The following is a 23934-nucleotide window of genomic DNA, read 5'->3' as shown; positions in this document are numbered from 1 at the left end:
GGGCGTGTCCGGGGCGGCGGCGGGCCGCGCGCGGCGGCGGCCGGTCACTGGTTCGCCGCCGCAGAGGCCTGCGCCTCCCCGCGCCGGCGGATCTGGCGGAACGTGAACTCCGCGAGGTCGTTGCCGGTGCTGAAGACCTTCGTGTCCTTCGTCGTGACGTCCTTGCCGCTGGTGAAGCCGGTGAGGGTGAAGTAGGCGTAGCGGCCGAGGGAGTTGGTGGTGGAGCGGCACACGGCGCCGTTGCAGAAGGGCTTCACACCGCTGCCGGTGAGGGGCTTGACGATGCTTCTCTTGTCGGCCTGCTGCTTGACCTTGGTGGCCTGCGCCTCGGTGTCGAAGACGGCGACGCCGACGGTGACGGCGATGCCGTCCAGGGTGTAGGTGACGCGGATCAGACGCGTGCAGTCGTTGGCGGTGAGCACCGCCGGGAGGGTGTGGGCGGCGGCCGAGGCGCAGTCGCGCGTGTCGGCCGTCGGGCCCTTCTGGTACACGGTCGAGCCCATGGTGAGCCGCGTGCCCGGGAAGAGGGTCTGCGCGCTGAGCGGGGCCGTGTCCTTCTTGGCGCTGGATATGAAGTCCTTCGGATCCAGCGGGGGCGGAGCGGTGGTCGGCGCGAAGGACGGGGTCGCCGAGTCGCTGGGGAGGGACGCGGCGGAGGGCAGCCCGGAGGCGGCCCGGTCCGCCGGATCGCCGCCGTCGGCCGACACCACGCCCATCGCGACGGCCGCGCCGATCGCGACCGTGGCCACCGCGCCGCCGCCGATGAACAGCAGACGGCGCCGCCGCGCGCGGGCCTCGGAGGCCTCGGCGAGCGCGGCCCAGTCCGGCGCCTGACCGCCGCCGTCGCTGCTCCACGGCTGCTGGGAATGCGGTTTCCAGGGATCCCACTGGGACTGGGGTCCGCCCTGCCCGTAACTCATGGGGCGCATCTTAGACGGGGCGCGCCCCCCTCTGGTCCGCCTCCGGTCCGCCTCAAGTGGCCCGGCAGTTCCGGGGATTCGGCGTCCGGGGCGGGCAAAGGCGACATCTCCGGGTGCTTCGGGTCCCGGGTTCGGGGCATCCCGGACCTTGTGCCCGCGGTCCGTGTTCCCGTGTTCCCGTGTTCCCGTGTTCCCGTCTTCCCGGTTCCCGTGTTCCCGTCTTCCCGCGGGGGCGGCGGAGGTGTTTCCGGGGAGGGGCGGTGTGGTCGTCTCCGGGGTGGCCGGCGCGGCCGTCTTCGAGGGGCGTCTCCGAGGGGCGTCTCCGAGTGGCGTCTCCGGGAGAGCGGACCGGTCGGGTCCGGACCGTTTTGTTCCTGTTCGGTCGAGTTCGGCGAGGGGTGTTTCCTGGGCGTCGCCGGCGGCGGTGGTGCCGGGTGCCGGACGCCGGGGTGCCGGGCGCCGGTACGATGATGGTGCGGAAGAGGGCCGTGTCGGTGCAGGTCGGTGCAGGTCAACGGCGGCACGCCGGGTGCCGCGATCCCGTTTTGACCCCGCTGCCCGGCGGCGGGTACCCTACTTCCTTGTTGTGTATTGGCTTGCTCAATCTCACGTGAGGGGCCTTACACCGGTCCACCGGGCCGATGACCAGCGATCAGCACGCGGCTTGCGTCACCGCCGTGCGGTCAAGGCTGTCGTGATCGTCTTCGGTGACCTTGTCAGGACCATTCACTGAAGAAGCGAAGGCTACGAACCGTGCGTACGTACAGCCCCAAGCCCGGCGATGTCACCCGCCAGTGGCACGTCATCGACGCCCAGGATGTCGTCCTGGGCCGCCTGGCGTCGACCGCCGCCACTCTTCTGAGGGGCAAGCACAAGCCGATCTACGCGCCCCACGTCGACACCGGTGACTTCGTCGTCATCATCAACGCCGACAAGGTGCACCTCTCCGGCAACAAGCGGACCCAGAAGATGGCCTACCGCCACTCCGGCTACCCGGGCGGTCTGCGCTCCGTCCGCTACGACGAGCTGCTCGAGAAGAACCCGGAGAAGGCCATCGAGAAGGCCGTCAAGGGCATGCTCCCGAAAAACTCCCTGGGCCGTCAGATGCTCTCGAAGCTGAAGGTCTACCGGGGTGACCAGCACCCGCACCAGGCCCAGCAGCCGGTGCCGTACGAGATCCGTCAGGTCGCGCAGTAAGTCCGGCCACCCCCTAAGACTGAGATAGAGAATCTGAGGAGAACCGTGGCCGAGACCACCCCCGAGCAGCCGCTCGAAGAGCTTGACCTCGACAGCTACACCACCGAGTCCGAGGCCCCCGTCGAGGGCGAGTACACCTCGGAGTCCCTCGCCTCCCGCTTCGGCGAGCCCCAGCCGGCCGCCGGCCTGGGCCGCCGCAAGAACGCCATCGCCCGCGTCCGGATCGTCCCGGGCACCGGCAAGTGGAAGATCAACGGCCGCACCCTCGAGGACTACTTCCCGAACAAGGTGCACCAGCAGGAGGTCAACGAGCCCTTCAAGGTGCTCGAGCTGGAGGGCCGCTACGACGTCATCGCCCGCATCTCCGGCGGCGGCGTCTCCGGTCAGGCCGGCGCCCTGCGCCTGGGTCTGGCCCGCGCCCTGAACGAGGCGGACGTGGACAACAACCGCGGCCCGCTGAAGAAGGCCGGCTTCCTCCGCCGCGACGCCCGCGCGGTCGAGCGCAAGAAGGCCGGTCTGAAGAAGGCCCGCAAGGCTCCGCAGTACAGCAAGCGCTGACCCCTGCTGCCTGCTGTACTCCGAACGCCCCGGCGGCACGCCACTGTGCCCGCCGGGGCGTTCGTTTATCGCGGCCGGAGGCGTATAACGGCACAAGACGCTCTCAGGCTCGTGTGATCTGATGACCGGGCGTCGTACGCCCCCCCGCGGCAGATCCGGACGGAACGATTCGCCCGGTGGGCCGGACGCCGCGGACGCCCTCGGCGGGGCTGTTCGGAACTGATGTTTGCTCAGGAGGACAAGTGGGACGACTCTTCGGCACGGACGGCGTGCGCGGCGTCGCCAACGCGGATCTGACGGCCGAGATGGCACTCGGCCTCTCCGTCGCCGCGGCGCACGTACTGGCCGAGGCGGGCACCTTCGAGGGCCACCGGCCGACGGCGGTGGTCGGGCGGGACCCGCGCGCGTCCGGGGAGTTCCTGGAGGCCGCCGTGGTCGCCGGCCTGGCCAGCGCCGGCGTGGACGTGCTGCGCGTCGGCGTGCTGCCGACACCCGCGGTCGCCCACCTCACCGCCGCGCTCGGCGCCGACCTGGGCGTGATGCTCTCCGCCAGCCACAACGCCATGCCGGACAACGGCATCAAGTTCTTCGCCCGCGGCGGCCACAAACTCGCCGACGAGCTGGAGGACCGCATCGAGACCGTGTACGAGGAGCACAAGCGCGGCGAGCCGTGGGAGCGGCCCACCGGCGCGGGCGTCGGACGCGTCCGCTCCTACGAGGAGGGCCTCGACCGCTACGTCGAGCACCTGCTCGCCGTCCTCCCGCACCGCCTCGACGGGCTGCGGATCGTCCTGGACGAGGCGCACGGCGCGGCCTTCCGGGTCTCGCCCGAGGCGTTCCGGCGGGCCGGCGCCGAGGTGATCACCATCGGCGCCGAGCCCGACGGCCTCAACATCAACGACGGCTACGGCTCCACCCACCTCGACAAGCTCAAGGCGGCCGTCGTCGAGCACGGCGCCGACCTCGGCATCGCGCACGACGGCGACGCCGACCGCTGCCTCGCGGTGGACCACACCGGCGAGGAGGTCGACGGCGACCAGATCCTGTCCGTGCTCGCGCTGGCGATGCGGGAGCGTTCCGCACTGCGCTCCGACACCGTCGTCGCGACCGTGATGTCGAACCTGGGCTTCAAGCTCGCCATGGAGCGCGCGGGCATCCGGCTCGTGCAGACCGCGGTCGGCGACCGGTACGTGCTGGAGGAGATGAAGGAGAACGGCTACGCGCTCGGCGGCGAGCAGTCCGGGCACGTCATCGTCCTCGACCACGCCACCACCGGCGACGGCACCCTGACCGGCCTGCTGCTGGCGGCTCGGGTCGCCGAGACCGGCCGCACGCTGCGGGAACTGGCGTCGGTGATGGAGCGGCTGCCGCAGGTCCTCATCAACGTCCCCGACGTCGACAAGTCCCGGGTGAAGACCTCCGCCGAGCTGGCCGCCGCCGTCGCCGAGGCCGAGCGGGAGCTGGGCTCCACCGGGCGCGTGCTGCTGCGGCCCTCGGGCACCGAGCCGCTGGTGCGGGTGATGGTCGAGGCCGCGGACATCGACCAGGCGCGGTCGGTGGCCGGGCGGCTGGCGGACGCGGTGAAGTCGGCGCTCGGCTAGAAGGCTCACCAGGGTCTTCATGAGCCTTCTCCTGAGCCTTCTCATGAGCCTTTTGGACCGCCGGCCCGCGGGTGCGCTCGCCGGTCAGACCGCCGGCCCGCGGGTGCGCTCGCGCTGCCTGGACCAGAACCACTTCTGGGCGAGCAGCGTGAGCGTGCCCGCCAGCAGGATGCCGAGCAGGTTCAGCAGGAGCTGCTCCGTCGACCGCAGGGTCTGGTGGGTGTCGCCGTAGACCAGGGCCACGGCCGCATTGGCGGCGGCCGGCACCGTCGTCACGGAGATCGCCACGCCGACCAGGGCGCCGGACTTGGCGGAGGTCAGGGACAGCGTGCCGGCGGCTCCGGCGAGGACCGCCACGACGAAGGAGAACCAGTCGGGGGCGTAGATGAAGCCGGTGTTGGGCCGGTCGGCCTCCAGCCGCCCCTCGCTGAACAGCCCCACGGCGTCCATGAACAGGCTGAAGCCCGCCGTCAGCGCCATCGCGGCCGCGAAACCCACCAGCAGCGCCACCAGCGAGCGCAGCGCGAGCCGGGGCGCGGGGCGCACCACCGCCGTGGAGATGCCCGCCAGCGGCCCGAACTCCGGCCCGACCGCCATCGCGCCCACGATCAGGATGGCGTTGTCCAGGACGACGCCGCAGGCCGCGATCATCGTGGCGAGCGTGAGGAAGGCGACGTACGTCACCGACAGGGTCGACTCCTCGTGCGTCGCCTCGACCAGGTGCTCCCACAGCACCGCGTCCGCGCTTTCGCCGGGCGCCTCCTCCTCGGCCCGGTCGGCCCGCCGCGACAGCGACAGGTCGATGTTCTCCACGGCGATGGAACCGCTGTCCGCGAGGCCCAGCCGCTGCAGCCCGGTGAGCAGCTCGTCGCCCGCCTCCCGCGCCACGTCGCACAGCACGACGTCGCCGGCGGGGTCGCGGGCGGCGCCCGGCAGGACCACCAGGTGGGTGGTGCCGACCGTCCGCTCGATCAGCCGGACCACGTCGTCGGTCCGGTCGGCCGGGGTGATCACACGCAGATGCAGCATGGCGGCAGCGTAGACGTCACAGCTTGCGCAGGCTGAGGCGCTGCACCTTGTGGTCCGGGCCCTTGCGCAGGATCAGGGTGGCGCGGCCGCGGGTCGGGGCGATGTTCTCCACCAGGTTCGGCTTGTTGATCGTGCGCCACATCGTGCGCGCGTAGTCCAGGGCCTCCTCCTCCGACACCTGCGTGTACTTGCGGAAGTAGGAGGACGGGTCCTGGAAGGCGGTCTCGCGCAGCTTTTTGAAGCGGTTGAGGTACCAGCGCTCGATGTCCTCGGTGCGGGCGTCGACGTACACGCTGAAGTCGAAGTAGTCCGCGACCGCGACGCGGGTGCGGCCGTCCTTGCCGGGCAGGGCGGGCTGCAGGACGTTCAGGCCCTCGACGATGAGGATGTCGGGGCGGCGCACCACGAGCTTCTCGCCGGGGACGATGTCGTAGATCAGGTGGGAGTAGACGGGCGCGGTGACCTCGTCCTTGCCGGCCTTGACGTCGGCGACGAACCGGGTCAGGGCGCGGCGGTCGTAGGACTCGGGGAAGCCCTTGCGGGACATCAGGCCGCGGGCCTGCAGCTCCTTCATCGGCAGCAGGAAGCCGTCGGTGGTGACCAGCTCCACGCGCGGGTGCTCGGGCCAGCGGGCCAGGAGCGCCTTCAGCAGGCGGGCGACGGTGGACTTGCCGACCGCGACCGAGCCGGCGACGCCTATGACGAACGGCGTGCCGGACTGGGAGCCCTGCTCGCCGAGGAAGGTGTTCAGGGCGCCGCGCAGGCCGTCCGTGGCGCCGACGTAGAGGTTGAGCAGCCGGGACAGCGGCAGGTAGATGTCGCGCACCTCATCCAGGTCGATCACGTCGCCCAGGCCGCGCAGCCGCTCCACCTCCTCCGCGCTCAGCGGCAGCGGCGTCTTGTCCCGCAGTGCGCTCCACTCCGCGCGGGTGAGATCGACGTAGGGAGTCGCCTCCGGACGGTTCCGGTGGGCGCTCCGGGGCATCGAGGAGACCGGAGAGATCACAGTCCATTGTTAACGGAGTTTGAACGGGGCGGGGGGTGGGGTGCGTCACGCGGGGCCCGCCGCCCGGGCCGGGGGCGCCCGGAATCCGCGCCGCGCCCGCGCGTGGAGCGGGCGCGGCGCGGGCGCGGCGCGGGCCGCGGGTCAGGGCGTGTGCGGTGCGGGCCGTGGGTCAGGGCGTGTGCGGTGCGGGCCGTGGGTCAGGGCGTGTGCGGCGCGGGCCGTGGCGTGGCCGCGCTCTCGCGCAGGCCGTAGCGTCCGTGCAGCCGCTTCAGCGGCGCGGGTGCCCACCAGTTGGCGTTCCCCGCCAGCCGCATGAACGCCGGGACGAGCACCGTGCGGATCAGCAACGCGTCCACCAGGACCGCGAGCGCCATGCCGACGCCCAGTTCCTTCAGGAAGACGACGGAGCCCGTCGTGTAGGTGGCGAAGGTCAGGGCGAGGATGCCGGCGGCCGCGCTGACCAGCGGGGCGCTGCGCTGGATGCCCTCGGCGACGGCGGTGCGGGTGTCGCCCGTGCGGTCGTGGGCCTCCGCGATCCTGGCCATGATGAACACCTCGTAGTCCATGGACAGGCCGTAGGCGATGCAGAACATCAGGATCGGGATGCTCGGCTCCATCCGCCCGGACGCGGTGAAGCCCAGGACGCCCGACAGGTGCCCGTCCTGGAAGACCCACACGAGGACGCCGAACATCACCGTCAGGGACAGCAGGTTGGCCACGGTGGCCTTCGCCGGGATCAGCAGGCTGCCCGTCATCAGGAACAGGACGGTGAAGGTGATGAGCAGGATCGCCGCGACGACGTAGGGCAGCCGGTGCAGCAGCGCCGAGCGGAAGTCCGCCATGTCGGCGGGGAAACCGCCCACCCGGACGTCCGGCGAGGGCGGCTCGACGGCGCGGACGGCGGCCACGTAGTCGGCCATGTCGCCGTTCAGCGCGCGCTTGCCGGGCACGACGGAGAAGCGGACCAGGCGGCCGCCGTCGGCGCGGTAGCGGGCCGGATCGGCGACGGGCGCGATACGGGTGCCGGCGCGGTACGTGCCGGTCGCGGTGTCGACCTGGTAGGTGCCCGGCAGGGCCGACAGGCGCCGCGCGTAGGCGGCGGCCCGTTCCCCGGCGTCCCGGGCGACGACCTGCAGCGCGTCGGTCTCCTGCGCGGGGAACGCGGCGTCGATCCGCTCCTGCACCACCCGGCTGGACGCCGACGCCGGCAGCACCCGCTCGTCCGGCAGGCCGAACCGGGCGCCCAGGAACGGCGCGCCGAGCGCCAGCAGGACGGCCAGGACGGGCAGCCCGTACAGCAGCGGGCGGCGCATCACGCGCAGCGCCGCCCGGTACCAGCGGCCCGAGGCGAGCTGCGCGTCCCGGCCGGCCCGGCCGGGACGCAGGGTGCGCTGCCCGACCGTCGCGAGGGCCGCGGGCAGCAGCACCACCGCGCCGAACGCCGAGGTGACCACGACCGCGATGCCCGCGTAGGCGAAGGAGCGCAGGAAGGGGAACGGGAAGGCGAACAGGGCCGCCAGGGAGGCGGCCACGGTGAAACCGCTGAACAGGACGGTGCGGCCGGCGCTGGAGACCGTGCGGCGCACGGCGGCGAGCCGGTCGCCGCCCGCCTGCGCCTCCTCACGGAAGCGGGCGATCACGAACAGGCTGTAGTCCAGGCCGAGTCCGAGACCCAGCACAAGCGCCAGGTTCGCCGCGAACGTCGACACGTCCGTGAACAGCGTCACGCCGCGCAGCAGGGCGAGGGAGGCGAGCACCGAGAAGAAGCCGACGGCGAGGGTGAGGGCGGCAGCCGCCCAGCGCCGGTAGAGCACGAGCAGCAGCAGGAACACGGACGGGACGATCACCGCCTCGGCCCGCAGGAAATCCTTGCGGGTCTCCTCACCGACCTGCCGGAACACCTCGTCCTGACCGCCGGGACGGACCGTGAGCAGCGGTGTGGTGCGGGTGAAACGCGGGGAGACGTCGGCGAGTTCGCCGCGGACGTGGGTCGGGCTGCCGTGCAGCCAGGCCACCACCAGGGCCTGCCTGCGGTCGGTGCTCACCAGCGGGCTGTGCGGACCGCGGGTCCAGTACGAACCCGCCGTGTCCACGCCCTCGGTCCGGGCCAGCTCGCCGGTCAGGGCGCGGCCCGCGGCGGCGACGGCCGGATCGTCGACGGTGCCGTGCCGGGCGGTCACCAGCAGCACGAAGTTGGGCGAGCCGTCCTTGAACTCCCGGTGCAGCACGTCGTCCGCGGACCAGGACGGCGAGCCGGGCGCCTCGAACCGGGACAGCGACAGCGCGGACTGTGCTCCCGCCCCCACGGCGGCGGCCAGCAGGAACAGGACCGCCGCGGTGATCAGCACGGCACGCCGCCTGACGGTGGTGAGGGTGCCGAGCCGGTCGAGGACCGGCGGCTTGGCTGACATGGCGTGACTCCTTCGGGAATCGGATGACGGTGGGCGGAGCGGAGGGGAGGGGAGGGACGGGAGGCGGAGGGGAGGGGAGCGGAAGAGAGGGGAGGGACGGGATGCGGAGGGGAGCGGAAGAGCGCGGAGAGGCGCGGGGAGACGGGGAGGCGGAGGGACGGCGGTCAGCCGCCGTGCGCGTGCAGCCAGGCGGCGAGCGTGTCGTGCACGACGTGCGCGTTGCGGGCCATGCCCATGTAGTGGCCGGCGCCCCCGACCGTGACGAGCCGGGTGTCCTTGGCCCCGGTGAACAGGGCCCGTTGCTGGGCCCCGCCCCGCACCCGGGCGTCGTCCTCCCCGTAGAGGAAGAGCACCGGCACGGTGATGGTCCGCAGGCGCTGGACGTCGACGAGGACCGCGCCGAGCTGGGAGACCATGTCGCCGCACGGGTGGCGGTTCTGCAGCGGGGCGGCGAGGTCCTCGACGGCCGGGTCGGTGTCGTGGAAGTTGCCCGACCGGAACTCGCGGGTGCCCAGGTCGTAGTAGGCGTAGCCGTGGGTGCCGCCGCGCAGGCAGGTCTGCAGGGAGGTGAAGAAACGGGCGTTGGCCTGCGGGGTCAGGCCGCGGTCCGTCCAGTCCATGATCACCAGGCCGTCGACGTCGTGGAAGGAGTAGGCCTCGATCTGCACGATCTGCCCGCCGTTGGACTGCCCGGCGAGGAAGACCTTGGCGAACCTCGGTGCGGTGCCGCGGACGTGGTAGGTGCCGTGGCGGAGCTGCTGCACGATCTGGTGGGCGATGTCGGCCTGGCCGCCGATGCACGTGGCGTAGCCGTCGGGCTTGTCGCTGCTGTCGTAGCCGAGGCGGTCGATGGTGAGCGAGGCGTGGCCGCGCCGGGCCAGCTCCTCGGTGTGGTGGTAGCCCCGGGCGGGCAGCCGCCAGTACCACTCGCCGGCCGCGATGCCGTGCTCGTAGAGCGTGACGGCCTGGGTGCCGCCGCGTGCCAGCAGGGCGGTGGGCGCGGTGAGGTGGCCGCGGACCGTGTACGTCCTGCCGTCGGTGGGGCAGGCGGCCGGGGTGCGGTTGATGTTGCGGACGGTGAAGCTCACCGGCAGGTCGGTGATGTCCCGGTCGAGGGCGAAGGGCTCGCGGTCCGTGCCGGGCTGTCCGGACCGGGGCGCCGCCGCCCGGGGCGGTGTGTCCTTGGCGACGGCGTTCGCCCAGTACACCGGCGTCACGGCGAGGACCGCCGCGGCGGCCGTCAGCAGGGCGGACTTCAGACGGATCCTCATGATCGCGTGCGCTCCTCGGGTGCGGTGTGCTCGGCGCCGAGCATCCCGGCCCGGCGGTACCAGGCGGCCATGTCGGCGAAGGTCTCCTGCAACGGCCGGAAGGTGACGCCCAGTTCGCGCTGGGCGCGGGCGGAGGTGATCCGGGTGCGGTTGCCGTCCAGCAGGACCCGCACGCCCTCCCGCGTGGCGACGGGCGGCACGCCGCGCAGCCTCGCCCGCGCCTGGAGGACGGTGGCGAAGGCCAGGGCCGCGCCCGCCGGGATCTGCCGGGGCGCGGGCACCCCGACACTGGCCGCGATGCCCGCACAGGTCGCGGAGAGCGCCTGCCAGCGGCCGGCGACGATGTAGCGGCGCAGGTGCCGGCCGTGGTCCACCGCCCGCACCAGTGCGTATGCCACGTCCCGCGCGTCCACCACGTGGTTGCCCGCGCGGGGCACCGCGCGCATCTCGCCCCGGGCGACGGCCAGGAAGAGCCGGCCGGCCGAGGTGGGCCCGGCGTCCGCGGGGCCCCACATCCAGCCGGGCAGCACGATCGGCACCCGCAGCTCCGGCCGCTTCGCGCCGAACGCGGCGACGGCCTGCTCGGCCCGTACCTTGCTGGCCCGGTAGGCGTTGCTCTCCCAGTCCCGCGGCGGCGGGGCCGACTCGTCGGCCGGGTGCTCGGCGGTGCCCGGGGCGAGCGTGTTGATGGAACTGGTGTGCACGACCGTGGGCACCCCGGCGTCGGCCGCCTCGTGCAGCAGGACGGTGACCGCGTCGACGTTGGTGGCGTGCAGCAGGGCCAGGTCGGCGTCCGGCTGGTAGTACTCGCGGAAGTAGGCGGCCGTGTGGATGACCGCGGCGGCGCCGGGAAGGGTGGCGCGGTAGCTCGCCGGGTCGGTCACGTCGGCCCGTACCACGGACAGCCGCAGCCCGGAGGGCAACTGCCGGGCCGCCTTGGCGGGGTCCCGCACCAGGGCGGTCACCTCGCAGCCCTCGGTCAGCAGCCGCTCCACGACGGCCGTGCCGAGCAGGCCGGTGGCTCCGGTGACGACGATGCGGCGGGGCGGGGCGGGATCGGGTTCCCGGGTCATCTCACGGGCTCCAGTTCGGTGTCGGAGGACAGGGGGGAGGGGGTGCCGGCGCTCTCCTCGCGCAGACCGAACCGCTCCTGGAAACGGCGCAGCGGAGTCGGGGCCCACCAGGCGGCGTGCCCGGCGAGCCGCAGCAGGGCCGGTACGAGCAGTCCACGCACCACGGTCGCATCGGTCAGGACCGCGACCGCGCAGCCCAGGCCGAGCATCTTGATATTGGTGATCCGCGAGGTGCCGATGGCGACGAAGACGATGGACAGGATGAGCGCGGCCGCGGTGATCAGGCCGCTGGTGCGTCGCATCCCCGTCACGATCGCCGCCGTCGGATCGCCCGTGCGGTCGTGCTCCTCCTTGATCCGGGACAGCAGGAAGACGCCGTAGTCCATGGAGAGGCCGAACGCCACGCAGAACATCAGCACCGGAAGGGTCGTCTCGATGGTGCCGGTCGGGGTGAACCCGAGCAGGCCGGACAGGTCGCCCTGCTGGAACACCCGGACGACCAGGCCGAACATCGCGGTCAGGCTCAGCGCGCCGAACACCACGGAGAGCAGGGGCAGCAGCAGACTGCCCGTCAGCAGGAACACCAGCACCACGGTGGCCAGGGCGACGACGAGACCGGCGACGGGCAGCTTCGCCGCGATGGCGTGCTTGCTGTCCTGCAGGGCGGCCGCCGGCCCGCCCGCGAGGGGCGCCAGGGACCGGAACGCGCGGTCGGCACCGACCTTCCGCACCTGCCGCACGAGGCGGGCGCCGCGCGGGGAGAACTCCTCGACGCCCTTGCGCGGCACCACGGTGATCCGGTTCAGGCCGTCGGCGGCCCGCGCGGCGTCGGCCGGGCCCGCGGCGGCGGCGAGGCGTCCGGCACGGTAGGTGCCGCGGGGCGTGTCCACCTCGGCCACCGACTCCAGCGCCGACAGGCGGGCCGCGTACGCGCCGAGCCGGGGGCCGCCGCGGGCGACGATCTCGACGCCCCCGGTCGCGCCCGCGGCGAAGTCGGTGCGGATCGCGTCCTGCACCGCGCGGGCCTCGGCCGACGCGGGCAGTTGCCGGTCGTCGGCGGTGCCGTACTCGGCGCGCAGGAAGGGGGCGCCGGCGACGAGCAGCAGGGCCGTGACCGCCACGGCGTAGCGCACCGGGTGGCGCACGACGTGCGCGGCCGCCCGGCCCGGACGGGCGGCGCCCCGGCGGCGCAGCCGCAGCGCGTCGACGCGCCGGCCCAGCAGCCGCAGCGCCGCGGGCAGCAGCACCAGCGCGGCCGTCGCGGCGAGCAGGACGACGCTGATGCCCGCGTACGCGAACGAGCGCAGGAAGTACAGCGGGAAGACCAGCATCGCGGCCAGGGACACGGCGACGGTCAGCGCGGAGAACGCGACCGTGCGGCCCGCGGTGCGCAGGGTGCGGCCCACCGCGGCCTGCGGGTCGGCGCCCGTCTCCAGTTCCTCGCGGAAGCGGCGCACCAGCAGCAGGGCGTAGTCGATGGCGAGGCCCAGGCCGAGCGCCGTGGTCAGGTTCTGGGCGAACACCGACACCTCGGTGAACGAGGTGAGCAGCCGCAGCGCGGCGTCGGTGCCGGCGATCGCCACCAGGCCGACACCCAGCGGGAGCAGCGCGGCGACGACGCTGCCGAACACCAGCACCAGCACGGCCAGCGTCAGGGGCAGCGCGATCAGCTCCGCGGTGCGCAGATCGTCGCGGACGGTCGACTGGATCTGCTCCCGCACGGCGACCGTGCCGCCGATGCGCACCTCGAGCGCCCCGGCGCCCGGCGGACTGCCCCGGTAGCGGGGCGCGAGACGGTGCAGCACCCGGGCCGTCTCGTCCTCGCCGCCCGCCAGATGCGCCACCACCAGCGCCTCGCGGCGGTCGGCCGACCGCAACTGCGGCGAGCCGGTCTGCCAGTACGAGCTGACCCCCTCCACCCCGGGTTCGAAGGCGAGACGCTCGGTGAGCCGCGCGCCCTGCGCCGCGACGCGGGCGTCGTCGACCCGGGCCCCGGGGGCGCTGCCCCGCACGAGCAGGACGAGGTTGGGGGCGCCGGTCGGGAAGTGGCGTTCCAGCAGCGCGTCGGCCCGGGCCGACGCGGACGCCGGGTCGGTGGTGCCGCCGCCGTGCAGCCGGCCGCCCACGTCGGAGCCGACGACGACGGCGTTGACGACGAAGAGCAGCCCGAAGAGGAGGACCAGCCAAGGGGCGCGGACCCCCGGGCGGCCCGCGGGAGGCGTGCCGGGTTCGGGCTTTCGGCTACCGCGTGGGCGGAACACGGTGGTTCACGGCTCCCTTCAGGACGGGGACGCGGGCCAGCAGATCGTTGACGTCCGCCGTTCCTCCCAGCGGCAGGCGGGCGCCGACCACGCCGTCCGGGCGGACGTACACGGCCTGGGACGTCGTGCCCAGGCGCCCGTCCGCGGTGTCGTGGGCGGGCAGCGCGCCCGCACCGGGCAGCGCGCCGGGGCGGATCAGCAGGACGTCGAGCCGGCCGGTCGTGTCGTGCGCGCAGGCCCGCCGCGCGGCGCGGACGGCCGCCTCGTCGTACGCCGACGTGCCCAGGACGACGACGGTGTGGCGGCCCGCCGCCAGGTAGCCGTGCAGGGTGTCGGCCTGCCGGCCGTGCAGGGCCGACAGGGGCGCGTCGGGGATCCGGCGGCCCGGCACGATGCCGTCCCCGGCGGGCCCGCCCACCGCGGGGCTGCCCGTCAGGTCCGGGTCCACCTGGGCCAGCTCCGGCACCAGCCGCTTCTCCAGCAGGCCGCTCGCCGACAGCGCGCGCAGGGCGGTGTCGCGCGCCAGCCGGGCCAGCGGGGAGCGCAGCAGCCACAGCCTGGTCTGCGCGTCGGCCCGGGAAACGGCGCGCACCGCGGCGGGCCGGCGCTCGGCCTCGTAGCTGTCCAGCAGACTCTCGTCCGCCCCGCCGAGTACGGCGGTCAGTTTCCAGCCCAGGTCGTAGGCGTCCTGCACACCGGTGTTCAGCCCCTGGCCGCCGGCCGGGCTGTGGCAGTGCGCCGCGTCCCCGGCCAGCAGCACCGGACCCTGCCGGAACCGGGCCGCGACCCTGGTGTGCACGCGGAACCGGCTGGTCCAGGTGGTGTCGGCGAGGGTCCAGCCGCCGGGCCCGCGGGCGTCGAGGAGCGCCTGCAGCTCGGGCAGCGCGGGGGCGGCCTCGCCGCTGCCGGCCGGCTGGTCGAAGAAGACCCGGTGACCGCCCTCGGGCAGCGCGACGACGACGAGCACCCCGTCCGGGGTGAGGTGGTACTGGGCCTCGTCCACCGGAACGGCGGCCGGGCCCTCGACCTTGACCACCCCGTCGCCGAGCAGGAAGTCACGGGCGTACGTGCCGCCTTCGAAGGGAATCCCCAGCGACGTGCGGACGGTGCTGTGCGCCCCGTCCGCCGCGACCAGCCAGCGGGCCCGCGCGGTCTGCGGCGCGGCCGGCGTCCCCGGCGGGTGCGCGCCGCCCGGCGCGGTGCGCAGCCCGACGCGCACCGCGTCGCCCTCGACGGTGACGTCCGCGGCCTCGGTGCCCCACTCGACGCGCCCGCCGAGCTGCAGGAGCCGCTCGTACAGCAGTTCCTCGGTGACGGGCTGCGGCACGCACAGCGGTCCCGGGAAGCGGCTGCCGGCCAGCGCGCCGAAGCCCACGGAGGCGACGGCGCGGCCCCGCGACCAGTAGGAGGCGCCGCGCAGCCGCAGCGCGCGTTCCGCGAGCGCGTCGGCCACCCCGAGCCGGTCGAGCACCTCCAGCGCGCCGCTCCACACGATCAGGGCCTTGGGCAGGGCGGTCGGGCCGCGGCGCCGGTCCACCACGCGGACGGGTACGCCCTCGCGCAGCAGGGTGCACGCCGCGGCGAGCCCGGTCGGCCCGGCGCCCACGACGAGGACGTCGCTGTCCCGGCTCACCGCCGGCCTCCCCGGCACAGCACGCCCAGCGCGAGGTCGTGGTGGGGCGCGCCGACCGGCACCCCCATGGCCGCCGCCACGTCCGCGACCGCCTGCGCCGTGGTCTCGAACCGCACCGCGCGCATGCCGAGGGCACGCGCCGCCGCGCAGTTCTCCTCCAGGTCGTCCAGGAACAGGACCGTCTCCGGGGCGGCACCGAGCCGGGACAGCAGCCGGCGGTAGATCTCGGGGTCCGGTTTGCGGACGCCCTCCTCGCTGGAGTCGACGACGAGGTCGAACAGGCCGCCGAGGTCGCCGGAGCCGTCGGGGGAGAGGGTGGCGCGCCACCGCGGCCGCCAGGCGCGGACGTTGTTGGTGAGCAGCGCCACCCGGTGCCCCTCGGCGCGGACGAGGCGCAGGAAGGCCAGGAGTTCCCGGTTGGCGCGGCGGCCGCGGAACCAGACCTCGCCGAAGGGGCGCCCGCCGAGGAGGTCCCGTCCGCGCAGCTCCTCGGGCAGTTCGGCCACGACCCGGCGCACCAGCTCCTCCTCCTCGATGGCGCCGGTCTCCAGCTCGGCCATCGGGCTCACCCCGTACCGGTGCGCGGCCCGGCCGAACGCGGCCTGCAGCTCGTCGAGGGGGATGCCGGTGTGGTCGCTGAAGGCCAGGTACGTCTCGGCGAGCGGGTTGGTGAGCACACCGCCGTAGTCGCAGACGAGGGTGGTCACAGCCACTGGGCCACCTCCAGGGTGATCTCGCTGACGGTCGTGTCGTCCTGGCTGAGCCGCACCTCGACGGGGACGGTGAGCGTGCCGAGCTCCTCGGCGTGCCGCACCCCGCCGACCCGTGCCGTCACGCGGGTGGCCAGGCCCAGTTCGGCGAACTCGGTGAACCGGCCGCGCACCGAGGTGATCAGCAGCTCCTGCGACGACAGGCCGTGCGAGCGGGCCACCGCGGCCACCGCGAGCTGCCGGGCCGCCTCCAGCTGGAGGTTGCCGGGCACGTGGTCGAGGGCGTGGTCGAACAGGTGCGGATGCTTGGTGTCGACGACGAGGAACGCGCGTGCCTCACCGCCCGACTCGACCACCGGCTCGGTCACGACCACGTTGCGGACGTCGCGGCGCCCCACCGCACCCGGCGAGGCGGGCGCCGGACGGTGGGTGCGGGGCACGGCCGCGGTCCGGGCCCGCTCCAGCCCGCTCGCCCGCAGCATGCGGTAGGCCCGGGAGCCGACGAAGGTCAGGCCGCCCGAGGCGCGCAGCGTGGGCACGCCGTCGAGGTCCAGCACACCGCCGAACTCGAAGCCGAGGACCCGGCCCGCCCGGTTCGTCTCGGGCCGGGCGGTGACGTGCGTCACCGCGTGCGCCGGCCGGTCACCTATGCGGATCGCCTCCAGGTCGAGCAGCTCGTAGCGGAGGGCGCTGAAGATGAAGGCGCTGGAGAGCGGCACGTCCATGTGGCGGTGCGCGATGACGACGCCGGTCTGCCGCAGCACCTCCACCAGCAGCAGGAAGTCGTACGCCGACGGGTGCTCGCCCACGAGGTGCCCCCGGGGGAGCTGGGCGGCCACGTCGTACGCCCGGGGCCCGTCGCCCTGCGCGGCGGAACCCGGAACCTCGACCGAGTCGGTGACGAACACCTCGGCCACCGAGGCGCGGTGCACGAGCGTGCGGTCGACGGTCGCGTTGAAGGACAGGGAGACGGCGGGGGCGGACACGGAGTCGTCCGTGGATGCGGTCACAGCAGTGCCTCCGGATCGGGCGTGGGTGAAGCAGGTGCGTGAACGAGTCAACGGGCGGCCGCTGACCGGACGCTGGAACGCGCGCTGAAGGCGGCGGAAGCGCGGCGGGAAGCACGCGGCACGGAGGAAGACGGCGCAAACCGGACGGGAACGAACCGGAACGAACAGGAAAGAGCCGGCCGGGAACGAACCGGAGGGAACCGGAAAGAGCCGGCCGGAACGAACCGGAGAGAACCGGACGGGAACGCACCGGAAAGCGGCCGTCCGGCGAGGGATGCCGGCACGGTGACGATGCGGGGAACAGCCCGCCAAGAATCGAGCTGTTGACCGATCAAATCGGTAGGATGCGTGCAATGCAGACGACCACGGGGGAGAAGTCGTCATGAACAGTGCACGCGTGCGTGTCGAAGTCCTGGGTCCGCTGAGCGCGTTCCACGCGGGCCGGGAGGTGCCGCTCGGTCCGCCCCGGCAACGGGCGGTGCTCGTGGCGTTGCTCGCCCGGGCCCCGTATCCCGTGCCGACGCACCGGATCATGGCCGACGTCTGGGGAGAGGACGTTCCCGGCCACGCGCCCAATCTCGTGCAGAAGTACGTGTCCGGTCTGCGCCGCCTGCTGCCGGCGGGCGCCCGGATCGTCCTCACCGACACCGGGTACGCCCTGGAGGGCTGCGAGTGCGACCTCGCCGAGTTCGAGCAACTGATCGCCCACGCACAGGATTTGCGGGAGAAGGGCGGCCTGGAGGAGGCGGCCAGGACCCTGACCCGCGCCATCGGCCTGTGGCGCGGGGTCTACGCGGAAGGCGTGGAGGGGCCGGGCGCCGAGCTGGAGCGTGAGCGGCTCGCCGAGCGGCTGCTCGTCGCGCGGGAGGACCTGTACGCCCTCGACATCGAACTCGGCCGCGGGGAGCGGCACCTGGCCGAACTGACCCGGCTGACCGCCCGGCACCCGCTGCGCGAGCGCCCGCACGCCCTGCTGATGCGCGTCCTCGCCCGGTCGGGCCGCCAGGCCGAGGCCCTGGACACCTACACCAGGGTGCGCCGGCGGCTCGTGGAGGAGTACGGCGCCGAGCCGGGCCCCGAGCTGCGCGCGGCCCACCAGGAGGTGCTCGACACCTCGGCCCCGCCCACCCCCTCCACCGAACCGCCGAGTCAACTTCCCCTCGAATCAGGAGAGTTCGTGGGGCGCTCGGAGGACGTCGCCCGCATCGTCGGGCAACTGCGCGACGGCGCGCCGCTGATCTGCATCGAGGGCACCGCGGGCGTCGGCAAGACCGCCCTCGCCGTGCACTGCGCCCACCAGGTCAAGGACGCCTTCCCCGACGGGCAGCTCTTCGCCGACCTGCGCGGCTTCGACCACCGCGGGCCCGCCGACCCCGCCGAGGTGCTCGGCTTCTTCCTGCGCGCGCTCGGCACCCCCGCCCGCCAGGTGCCGGTGGACCCGCGCGACCGGGCCGACGCGCTGCGTTCCCGGCTCCAGGGCCGCCGGGTCCTGTTCGTGCTGGACAACGCCGCCGACGCCGAGCACGTACGTCCCCTGCTGCCCGCCACGGCCGGATGCGCGGCCCTGATCACCAGCCGGCGCGCACTGGTCAGCCTGGCGGTGCACGACGGAGCTTTGCTGACCTGGCTCGGCGTGCTGCCGCCCGGCGACTCCGCCGCCCTGCTGCGCGCCGCGCTCGGCACGGCCGGCCGGACCGCCCCGGACCAGGACACCGACCAGGCGGTGGCCGAGATCGCCCGGCTGTGCGGGCACCTGCCGCTGGCGCTGCGGGTGGTGGCCGCCGGAGCGGCCCGGGGCCGCCTCGGGCTGAACGACGTGGCCCACGCGCTGGCCGAGGTCGGATCGCTCGAGGTGTCGTCGCTGCCGCACGACGAGCGCGCCTCCGTACGCGCCTCGATCGGCCTGTCGTACCGCCACCTGGACGACGAGGCACGCAAGCTGCTGCGGCTGCTGGGCTCGCTGCCCGGACTCGACCTGTCGCTGCAGGCGGTCGCGGCGGCCACCGGCACGACCGAACCGCACCGCCTGCTCGCCGCCCTGACCGCGGCCAACCTCCTGGAACAGCACGCCCCGGGCCGCTTCCGCTTCCCGCACGACCTGCTGCGCGAATACGCCTGGGAGCGCGCGCGGCGGGAGGACGGCGAGACCGACCGGCAGGCCGCCCTGCGGCAGCTCATCGCCTGGTACACGTACGTCGCGCAGGCCCTCGGCGGCGACCCGAGCCCCGTGTACACGGTCGGCCCCGGCCCCGGCGCCCACCAGGAGGCGGCCGTCACCCCGCGCCAGGCGCGCCGGGAACTGCCCAACCTCCTGGCGACGGTCGAGTACGCCTCGCAGCACGGCCCCTACCCGGCGGCCTGGACCCTCGCCTCCCTGTTGCACGGCCCGTGCAAGCAGCAGAGCCGGATCCCCGAGTGGCTGTCCGCCGCCGAAGCCGGCCTGCGGGCGGCGCGCCGGGCGGCGAACCGGCGTGCCGAGGCGGAGCTGGCGCTGAACCTGGTCGACGCCACCCTCACGGCGGGCATGCCGCAGGAGGCGGAGCGGCACATCCAGCGCGTCCTGCGGCTCGCGGACACGCACGGATGGCCCGACCTGACCGCCCTGGCCCGCGAGCACCTGGGCCGGTCCCGCTGGATCAGCGGCGACCTCGACGCCGCCCGCACCCTGCTCACCCAGGCGCTCGACGGGTACGCGGCCGTCCACGACCACCTGCGCACCGCCCTGGCGCTCGGCGCCCTGGCGCGCGTGGAGATCGACGCGGGCGACGCGGCGGCCGCCCACCGGCTGGGCACCCGGGCGCTGCGCCTGAGCCGGGCCCACCTGCGCCGCGACCTGGAGGCGCAGATCCTGGTGGAACTGGGCCTCACCCACCACGCGCTCGGCCGGCACCGCTCGGCACGGATGGCCTTCCAGGCGGGCGTGGCGCTCAGCCGGGACGGGGAGCCCGACGAACCCCGCCGTCCCGAGGCGCTGGGCCAGTCCTACCTGGGTGTCCTGGAGGCGGAGGCGGGCCGTGCCGAGGAGGCCCGCGTGCTGTGCGCAAAGGGCCTGCGCGCGGCCCGCAGGCTCGGCGACCGGTGGGCCGAGGTGGAGTGCGCCAACGCCTTCGGCCACGCGGACCGCGCCCTCGGCGCCCCCGACGGCGCGGCCGCCCACTACCGGCACGCCCTGCGCCTGGCCCGCTCCCTGGGCTACCACCGCGGCCAACGCCACGCGACCGAGGGCCTGTCCGCCCTCGGCCTACCTCCCGAGGACCGGCCGGCTCCGCCGTCCGGGGCGCGCTCCGCTCCGCGCGGGTGAGACCGGCGTAGGAACTCGCCTCCGGACGGTTCCGGTGGGCGCTCCGGGCATCGAGGGGACCGGGAGATCGGGAGACGGGGGAGACCGGGGAGACCACAGCCCGTTGTTGACGGAGTTCGAACGGGGCGGGGGTGCGTCACGCCGCCCTGCACGATCACCGGCGGGCACCGGAAGGGCGGAGGGGGCCCGTGGTGCGCGTGAGCCCTCTCCGCCGAGCCGTCAGCCGTCCTCGACCAGGTACTTCACCTCGCTGACGACGAACTCGCCGTAGCGCAGGGCCGTCCCGATGTCCTCCAGCCGCGCATAGTGCTCGCGGGTCAGATGGAAGTACCTGTCCGGCGGTGTGAAGTACTTCCTGGGCAGAACCTTGAGGAGGAAGCGGAAGGCGAGATCGGGCGTACAGCGCCGGGCGCATTCGGTGAGCGCGTCCGCCACCTGTGAGCCGATGACGCTCCTGAACTCCTCCACCTCGGCCAGAACCGGACCGGCGAGTTCCCTGCCCTCGTAACTGTCGGCGTCGGAAAGCGCCGGTGTGTCCGCGCGCCGGGAGAGCCACCGGTCGCACACCTCGGTCAGCCGGCGCATCCACTCGGCGCCGTCCGCGGCACGGCGGGGGAAGAAGGACTCCTCTGCTGTGCAGGCTTCCCACAGCACCTCGATCCGGTCCGGGGCGAGGTGGTCGAGGAGGAGCCGCGCGTCACGGCGCACCAGCAGTACCGCTGCCGGATCGAGTTCCCCCGGGAACTGGCGGGCCACCGCTTCGGCCGCCGTCGGGGCGTCGTGCGTCCAGTCCTGGTGGAAGAACTCCGTGATCCAGGGGACGCCGAACGTGAACTCGTCGTGGCGTTTCATCAACCGTCACATCCCTGGGAACACGGTGTGGACGTGGGAGCCGAGCTGGTGACTGGGCGCGTCTTTCAGGCGGGCACGCGGCAGCCTCTGCCGCGCCGGCCGTGTTGTCGGGGTGGGTCGGTGACGGCCCGTCCTGAGGCCGAGTCCCGGCGCACTTGCCGCCGCGCCCGGCGGATGGGGCACCGGCTCACGCGGGTGCCGGCCCGGTGAAGAACAGGTAGCCGTGGGAGGCGATCGCGAACTCAGCCGCGGCGACGAGCTTCCGCACCGTGCTGTTCTTCCTGTCATCGGGCAACCGGTTCAGCTCGGCCACGAACCGCTTGAGCTGGATCTCGTTGAGCATGGTGTCGCCATAGCGGTTCACGGCTCGCAGAATGCTGCCCTCCGGCGCCGCCTCGCACAAGGCCAGGAAGGTCTCCTTGTGGTCCTCATAGGTCTTCGCCATGCGTTCGTGGTTCTGATCCTCCACGTAGATGACAAGAGGCATACGGAACGTCTTCCTTCAGTCTCCCGAGATGTACAGGTAGCCACGGCAGGCGGCCGCCTCCTGCGCCATCTTCGCCACGCGACGGATCACGTCCGTCTGCTTCTCCTCGGCGAGCCCGCCGAGTTCGGCCACCAGGTGGGCGGCCTGCAGCTCGTTGAACATCGTGTCGCCGACCGACTGCACGCCGTGCAGGTGGCTGTCCTCCGGAGCTTCCCGGCACGCCTTCAGGAAGCTCCCGTCGGCGTCGTCCCCGATCCTCTCCGAGACCCGCACGTGCAGCCGGTTCCGCACATGGATCTCCATGCCTCATCCCCCTCCCCGGCGGACTGCCGGCTTCCCGATCGGACGCATCGTGCGGACGCCCTCCACTTGTCCTGCACGACGATGAACCATGAGGTCGGCTTTTTCCCGGTCTGCTCGGAGGTCCTACCGATCAGTCTGCCTGCGCCGACGTACCGTTCGTAGTGGCCTCATGGTTCGGAGCGGTGGCTTTGCAGTGCTCCGGGTCTGGCGGAGGCGCGATTGCCCGCGCTTCTGGAGCCGTGTCCCGAAAACGCCAGGGGCGGCCTCCTCCACCGGTGCCGCGGGGCGGGCGGTGCGTACTCCGGCGGGAATTTCCGAAATCGGGCACGGAGTGACGGAAACGGGCCGGGGCGCGCCCGTAGGCTGCGGCCCATGTGCGGAATCGTGGGATACGTGGGGTCGCAGTCGGCGCTCGAGGTCGTGATGGCCGGGCTGAAGCGGCTGGAGTACCGGGGATACGACTCGGCGGGCGTCGCCGTGCTCGCGGACGGCGGGCTGGCGGCGGCGAAGAAGGCCGGGAAACTGGTGAACCTGGAGAAGGAGCTGGTCGAACGGCCGCTGCCGACGGGTTCGACGGGCATCGGGCACACGCGGTGGGCCACGCACGGCGGGCCGACCGACGCCAACGCCCACCCGCACCTCGACAACGCGGGCCGGGTCGCGGTGGTCCACAACGGCATCATCGAGAACTTCGCCGCGCTGCGGGGCGAGTTGGCCGAGCGCGGGCACACGCTGGCCTCCGAGACGGACACCGAGGTCGTGGCGCACCTGCTCGCCGAGGAGTTCTCCTCCTGCGCCGACCTGGGCGAGGCGATGCGGCTGGTGTGCCGGCGGCTGGAGGGCGCGTTCACGCTGGTCGCGGTGCACGCCGACGAGCCGGACGTGGTGGTCGGCGCGCGCCGCAACTCGCCGCTGGTGGTGGGGATCGGCGAGGACGAGGCCTTCCTCGCCTCGGACGTCGCCGCGTTCATCGCCCACACGCGCTCGGCGATCGAACTGGGCCAGGACCAGGTGGTGGAGCTGCGCCGCGACGGCGCGACCGTCACCGACTTCGACGGCAACCCCGCCGAGGTGCGGTCCTACCACGTCGACTGGGACGCCTCGGCGGCGGAGAAGGGCGGCTACGACTACTTCATGCTCAAGGAGATCGCCGAGCAGCCCAAGGCGGTCGCCGACACGCTGCTGGGCCGCATCGACGCCTCCGGCTCGCTGACCCTGGACGAGGTCCGCATCTCCGCCTCCGAGCTGCGGGAGGTCGACAAGGTCGTCATCGTCGCCTGCGGCACGGCCTTCCACGCCGGGCTGATCGCCAAGTACGCCATCGAGCACTGGACGCGCATCCCGTGCGAGGTGGAGCTGGCCAGCGAGTTCCGCTACCGGGACCCCATCCTGGACGCGCGGACCCTGGTCATCGCCATCTCCCAGTCCGGCGAGACCATGGACACCCTGATGGCCCTGCGGCACGCCCGCGAGCAGGGCTCGAAGGTGCTGGCGATCTGCAACACCAACGGCTCCACCATTCCGCGCGAGTCGGACGCGGTGCTGTACACGCACGCCGGGCCGGAGGTGGCGGTGGCGTCGACCAAGGCGTTCCTGACCCAGCTCGTGGCGTGCTACCTGGTCGCCCTGTACCTGGGGCAGGTGCGCGGCACCAAGTGGGGCGACGAGATCCAGGCCGTCATCCGGGACCTGTCGCAGATCGCCGGCGCGGTCGAGCGGGTCCTGGAGACGATGGAACCGGTGCGGGAGCTGGCGCGCGCTCTCGCCGACAAGAACACCGTGCTGTTCCTGGGCCGGCACGTGGGCTACCCGGTGGCGCTGGAGGGCGCGCTCAAGCTCAAGGAGCTCGCCTACATGCACGCCGAGGGCTTCGCGGCCGGCGAGCTGAAGCACGGGCCGATCGCGCTGATCGAGGAGGACCTGCCGGTCGTCGTGATCGTCCCCTCGCCGCGCGGGCGGTCGGTGCTCCACGACAAGATCGTCTCCAACATCCAGGAGATCCGGGCCCGCGGCGCGCGCACCATCGTCATCGCCGAGGAGGGCGACGAGGCGGTCGTGCCCTACGCCGACCACCTCGTGCGGATCCCGGCCACGCCCACGCTGCTGCAGCCGCTGGTCGCCACGGTGCCGCTGCAGGTCTTCGCCTGCGAACTCGCCACGGCCCGGGGCAACGAGGTGGACCAACCGCGCAACCTGGCCAAGTCGGTGACCGTGGAATAGGGCGAACTCGTGCGGATTCCCCGGGATTTGATGGAAAAACCGTGAATTTCGAGTGCGTGTTCCCGGCCGGTCGCGGGCACCCGGAGGACCG

General features: G+C 73.5%; 18 protein-coding genes. 5 read left to right on the top strand and 13 right to left on the bottom strand.

What is annotated here, in order from left to right; genetic code table 11:
* Nucleotides 1-44: 44 nt before the first annotated feature.
* Nucleotides 45-920 (bottom strand): hypothetical protein, encoded by an 876-nt coding sequence (locus IE225_RS15415; RefSeq protein ID WP_190058068.1) that lies wholly within the window; start codon nt 918-920, stop codon nt 45-47.
* Nucleotides 921-1673: 753 nt separating this feature from the next.
* Between IE225_RS15415 and rplM the strand changes: the two genes are divergently transcribed.
* From rplM to glmM, 3 genes are all read left to right on the top strand, one after another.
* Entirely contained in the window at nt 1674-2117 is a 444-nt protein-coding gene (gene rplM, locus IE225_RS15410; RefSeq protein ID WP_190058067.1) for a 50S ribosomal protein L13, read from the top strand.
* A 45-nt stretch (nt 2118-2162) separates the two neighbouring features.
* Complete coding sequence (gene rpsI, locus IE225_RS15405) at nt 2163-2675, top strand: 30S ribosomal protein S9 (protein ID WP_190058066.1); 513 nt, start codon at nt 2163-2165, stop codon at nt 2673-2675.
* 242 nt (nt 2676-2917) lie between these two features.
* Nucleotides 2918-4276, top strand: coding sequence for a phosphoglucosamine mutase (gene glmM, locus IE225_RS15400; RefSeq protein WP_190058065.1), 1359 nt, complete (start codon nt 2918-2920; stop codon nt 4274-4276).
* 84 nt (nt 4277-4360) lie between these two features.
* On the opposite strand, the gene IE225_RS15395 is transcribed toward glmM, so the two are convergent.
* The 9 genes from IE225_RS15395 to IE225_RS15355 form a co-directional block, all read right to left on the bottom strand.
* Nucleotides 4361-5305, bottom strand: a complete 945-nt coding sequence (locus IE225_RS15395) for a DUF389 domain-containing protein (protein ID WP_190058064.1) — start codon at nt 5303-5305, stop codon at nt 4361-4363.
* A 16-nt stretch (nt 5306-5321) separates the two neighbouring features.
* Nucleotides 5322-6290: a type I pantothenate kinase gene (gene coaA / locus IE225_RS15390; protein ID WP_190058063.1), complete on the bottom strand. Its 969-nt coding sequence runs from the start codon at nt 6288-6290 to the stop codon at nt 5322-5324.
* 218 nt (nt 6291-6508) lie between these two features.
* Entirely contained in the window at nt 6509-8722 is a 2214-nt protein-coding gene (locus tag IE225_RS15385; RefSeq protein WP_190058062.1) for an MMPL family transporter, read from the bottom strand.
* Between the two features lie 164 nt (nt 8723-8886).
* Nucleotides 8887-9993 (bottom strand): alpha/beta hydrolase, encoded by a 1107-nt coding sequence (locus IE225_RS15380; RefSeq protein ID WP_190058061.1) that lies wholly within the window; start codon nt 9991-9993, stop codon nt 8887-8889.
* Complete coding sequence (locus tag IE225_RS15375; protein ID WP_190058060.1) at nt 9990-11066, bottom strand: NAD-dependent epimerase/dehydratase family protein; 1077 nt, start codon at nt 11064-11066, stop codon at nt 9990-9992. The genes IE225_RS15380 and IE225_RS15375 overlap by 4 nt, the downstream gene beginning before the upstream one ends.
* Complete coding sequence (locus IE225_RS15370) at nt 11063-13327, bottom strand: MMPL family transporter (RefSeq protein ID WP_190058059.1); 2265 nt, start codon at nt 13325-13327, stop codon at nt 11063-11065. The genes IE225_RS15375 and IE225_RS15370 overlap by 4 nt, the downstream gene beginning before the upstream one ends.
* A complete protein-coding gene (locus IE225_RS15365) occupies nt 13308-14960 on the bottom strand; it encodes an FAD-dependent monooxygenase (protein ID WP_190058058.1) in 1653 nt (550 codons plus the stop codon). The genes IE225_RS15370 and IE225_RS15365 overlap by 20 nt, the downstream gene beginning before the upstream one ends.
* Entirely contained in the window at nt 14957-15673 is a 717-nt protein-coding gene (locus tag IE225_RS15360) for an HAD family hydrolase (protein WP_190058057.1), read from the bottom strand. The genes IE225_RS15365 and IE225_RS15360 overlap by 4 nt, the downstream gene beginning before the upstream one ends.
* Nucleotides 15664-16680 carry a ScbA/BarX family gamma-butyrolactone biosynthesis protein gene (locus tag IE225_RS15355; RefSeq protein WP_190058056.1) on the bottom strand — a complete coding sequence of 339 codons (1017 nt, stop codon included), beginning with the start codon at nt 16678-16680 and terminating at the stop codon, nt 15664-15666. Before IE225_RS15355 ends, IE225_RS15360 begins: the two co-directional genes overlap by 10 nt.
* 397 nt (nt 16681-17077) lie before the next feature.
* On the opposite strand from IE225_RS15355, the gene IE225_RS15350 reads away from it, so the two are divergent.
* A complete protein-coding gene (locus IE225_RS15350) occupies nt 17078-19981 on the top strand; it encodes an AfsR/SARP family transcriptional regulator (protein ID WP_190058055.1) in 2904 nt (967 codons plus the stop codon).
* A 219-nt stretch (nt 19982-20200) separates the two neighbouring features.
* On the opposite strand, the gene IE225_RS15345 is transcribed toward IE225_RS15350, so the two are convergent.
* The 3 genes from IE225_RS15345 to IE225_RS15335 all read right to left on the bottom strand — a co-directional run bounded on the left by IE225_RS15345 (nt 20201) and on the right by IE225_RS15335 (nt 21623).
* Complete coding sequence (locus IE225_RS15345) at nt 20201-20833, bottom strand: hypothetical protein (RefSeq protein WP_190058054.1); 633 nt, start codon at nt 20831-20833, stop codon at nt 20201-20203.
* Nucleotides 20834-21020: 187 nt separating this feature from the next.
* Nucleotides 21021-21320 (bottom strand): hypothetical protein, encoded by a 300-nt coding sequence (locus tag IE225_RS15340; protein WP_190058053.1) that lies wholly within the window; start codon nt 21318-21320, stop codon nt 21021-21023.
* Nucleotides 21321-21335: 15 nt separating this feature from the next.
* On the bottom strand, nt 21336-21623 hold the full coding sequence (locus IE225_RS15335) for a hypothetical protein (RefSeq protein ID WP_190058052.1): 288 nt from the start codon (nt 21621-21623) through the stop codon (nt 21336-21338).
* A gap of 372 nt (nt 21624-21995) precedes the next feature.
* Here IE225_RS15335 and glmS point away from each other — a divergent pair, with 372 nt between their 5' ends.
* A complete protein-coding gene (gene glmS, locus IE225_RS15330) occupies nt 21996-23843 on the top strand; it encodes a glutamine--fructose-6-phosphate transaminase (isomerizing) (RefSeq protein WP_190058051.1) in 1848 nt (615 codons plus the stop codon).
* Nucleotides 23844-23934 lie beyond the last annotated feature (91 nt).

It is taken from the genome of Streptomyces echinoruber, from assembly GCF_014651135.1.
GTDB lineage: Bacteria > Actinomycetota > Actinomycetes > Streptomycetales > Streptomycetaceae > Streptomyces > Streptomyces echinoruber.
This window is presented reverse-complemented; position numbering and strand designations above follow the sequence as displayed.

What these genes read in the sequence shown, in the direction of transcription:
- IE225_RS15395 (WP_190058064.1), bottom strand. Translation starts at nt 5,305, where the DNA reads ATGCTGCATCTGCGTGTGATCACCCCGGCCGACCGGACCGACGACGTG.
- IE225_RS15415 (WP_190058068.1), bottom strand. Translation starts at nt 920, where the DNA reads ATGAGTTACGGGCAGGGCGGACCCCAGTCCCAGTGGGATCCCTGGAAA.
- IE225_RS15335 (WP_190058052.1), bottom strand. Translation starts at nt 21,623, where the DNA reads ATGGAGATCCATGTGCGGAACCGGCTGCACGTGCGGGTCTCGGAGAGG.
- IE225_RS15385 (WP_190058062.1), bottom strand. Translation starts at nt 8,722, where the DNA reads ATGTCAGCCAAGCCGCCGGTCCTCGACCGGCTCGGCACCCTCACCACC.
- glmS (WP_190058051.1), top strand. Translation starts at nt 21,996, where the DNA reads ATGTGCGGAATCGTGGGATACGTGGGGTCGCAGTCGGCGCTCGAGGTC.
- IE225_RS15340 (WP_190058053.1), bottom strand. Translation starts at nt 21,320, where the DNA reads ATGCCTCTTGTCATCTACGTGGAGGATCAGAACCACGAACGCATGGCG.
- IE225_RS15375 (WP_190058060.1), bottom strand. Translation starts at nt 11,066, where the DNA reads ATGACCCGGGAACCCGATCCCGCCCCGCCCCGCCGCATCGTCGTCACC.
- coaA (WP_190058063.1), bottom strand. Translation starts at nt 6,290, where the DNA reads ATGCCCCGGAGCGCCCACCGGAACCGTCCGGAGGCGACTCCCTACGTC.
- IE225_RS15345 (WP_190058054.1), bottom strand. Translation starts at nt 20,833, where the DNA reads ATGAAACGCCACGACGAGTTCACGTTCGGCGTCCCCTGGATCACGGAG.
- IE225_RS15380 (WP_190058061.1), bottom strand. Translation starts at nt 9,993, where the DNA reads ATGAGGATCCGTCTGAAGTCCGCCCTGCTGACGGCCGCCGCGGCGGTC.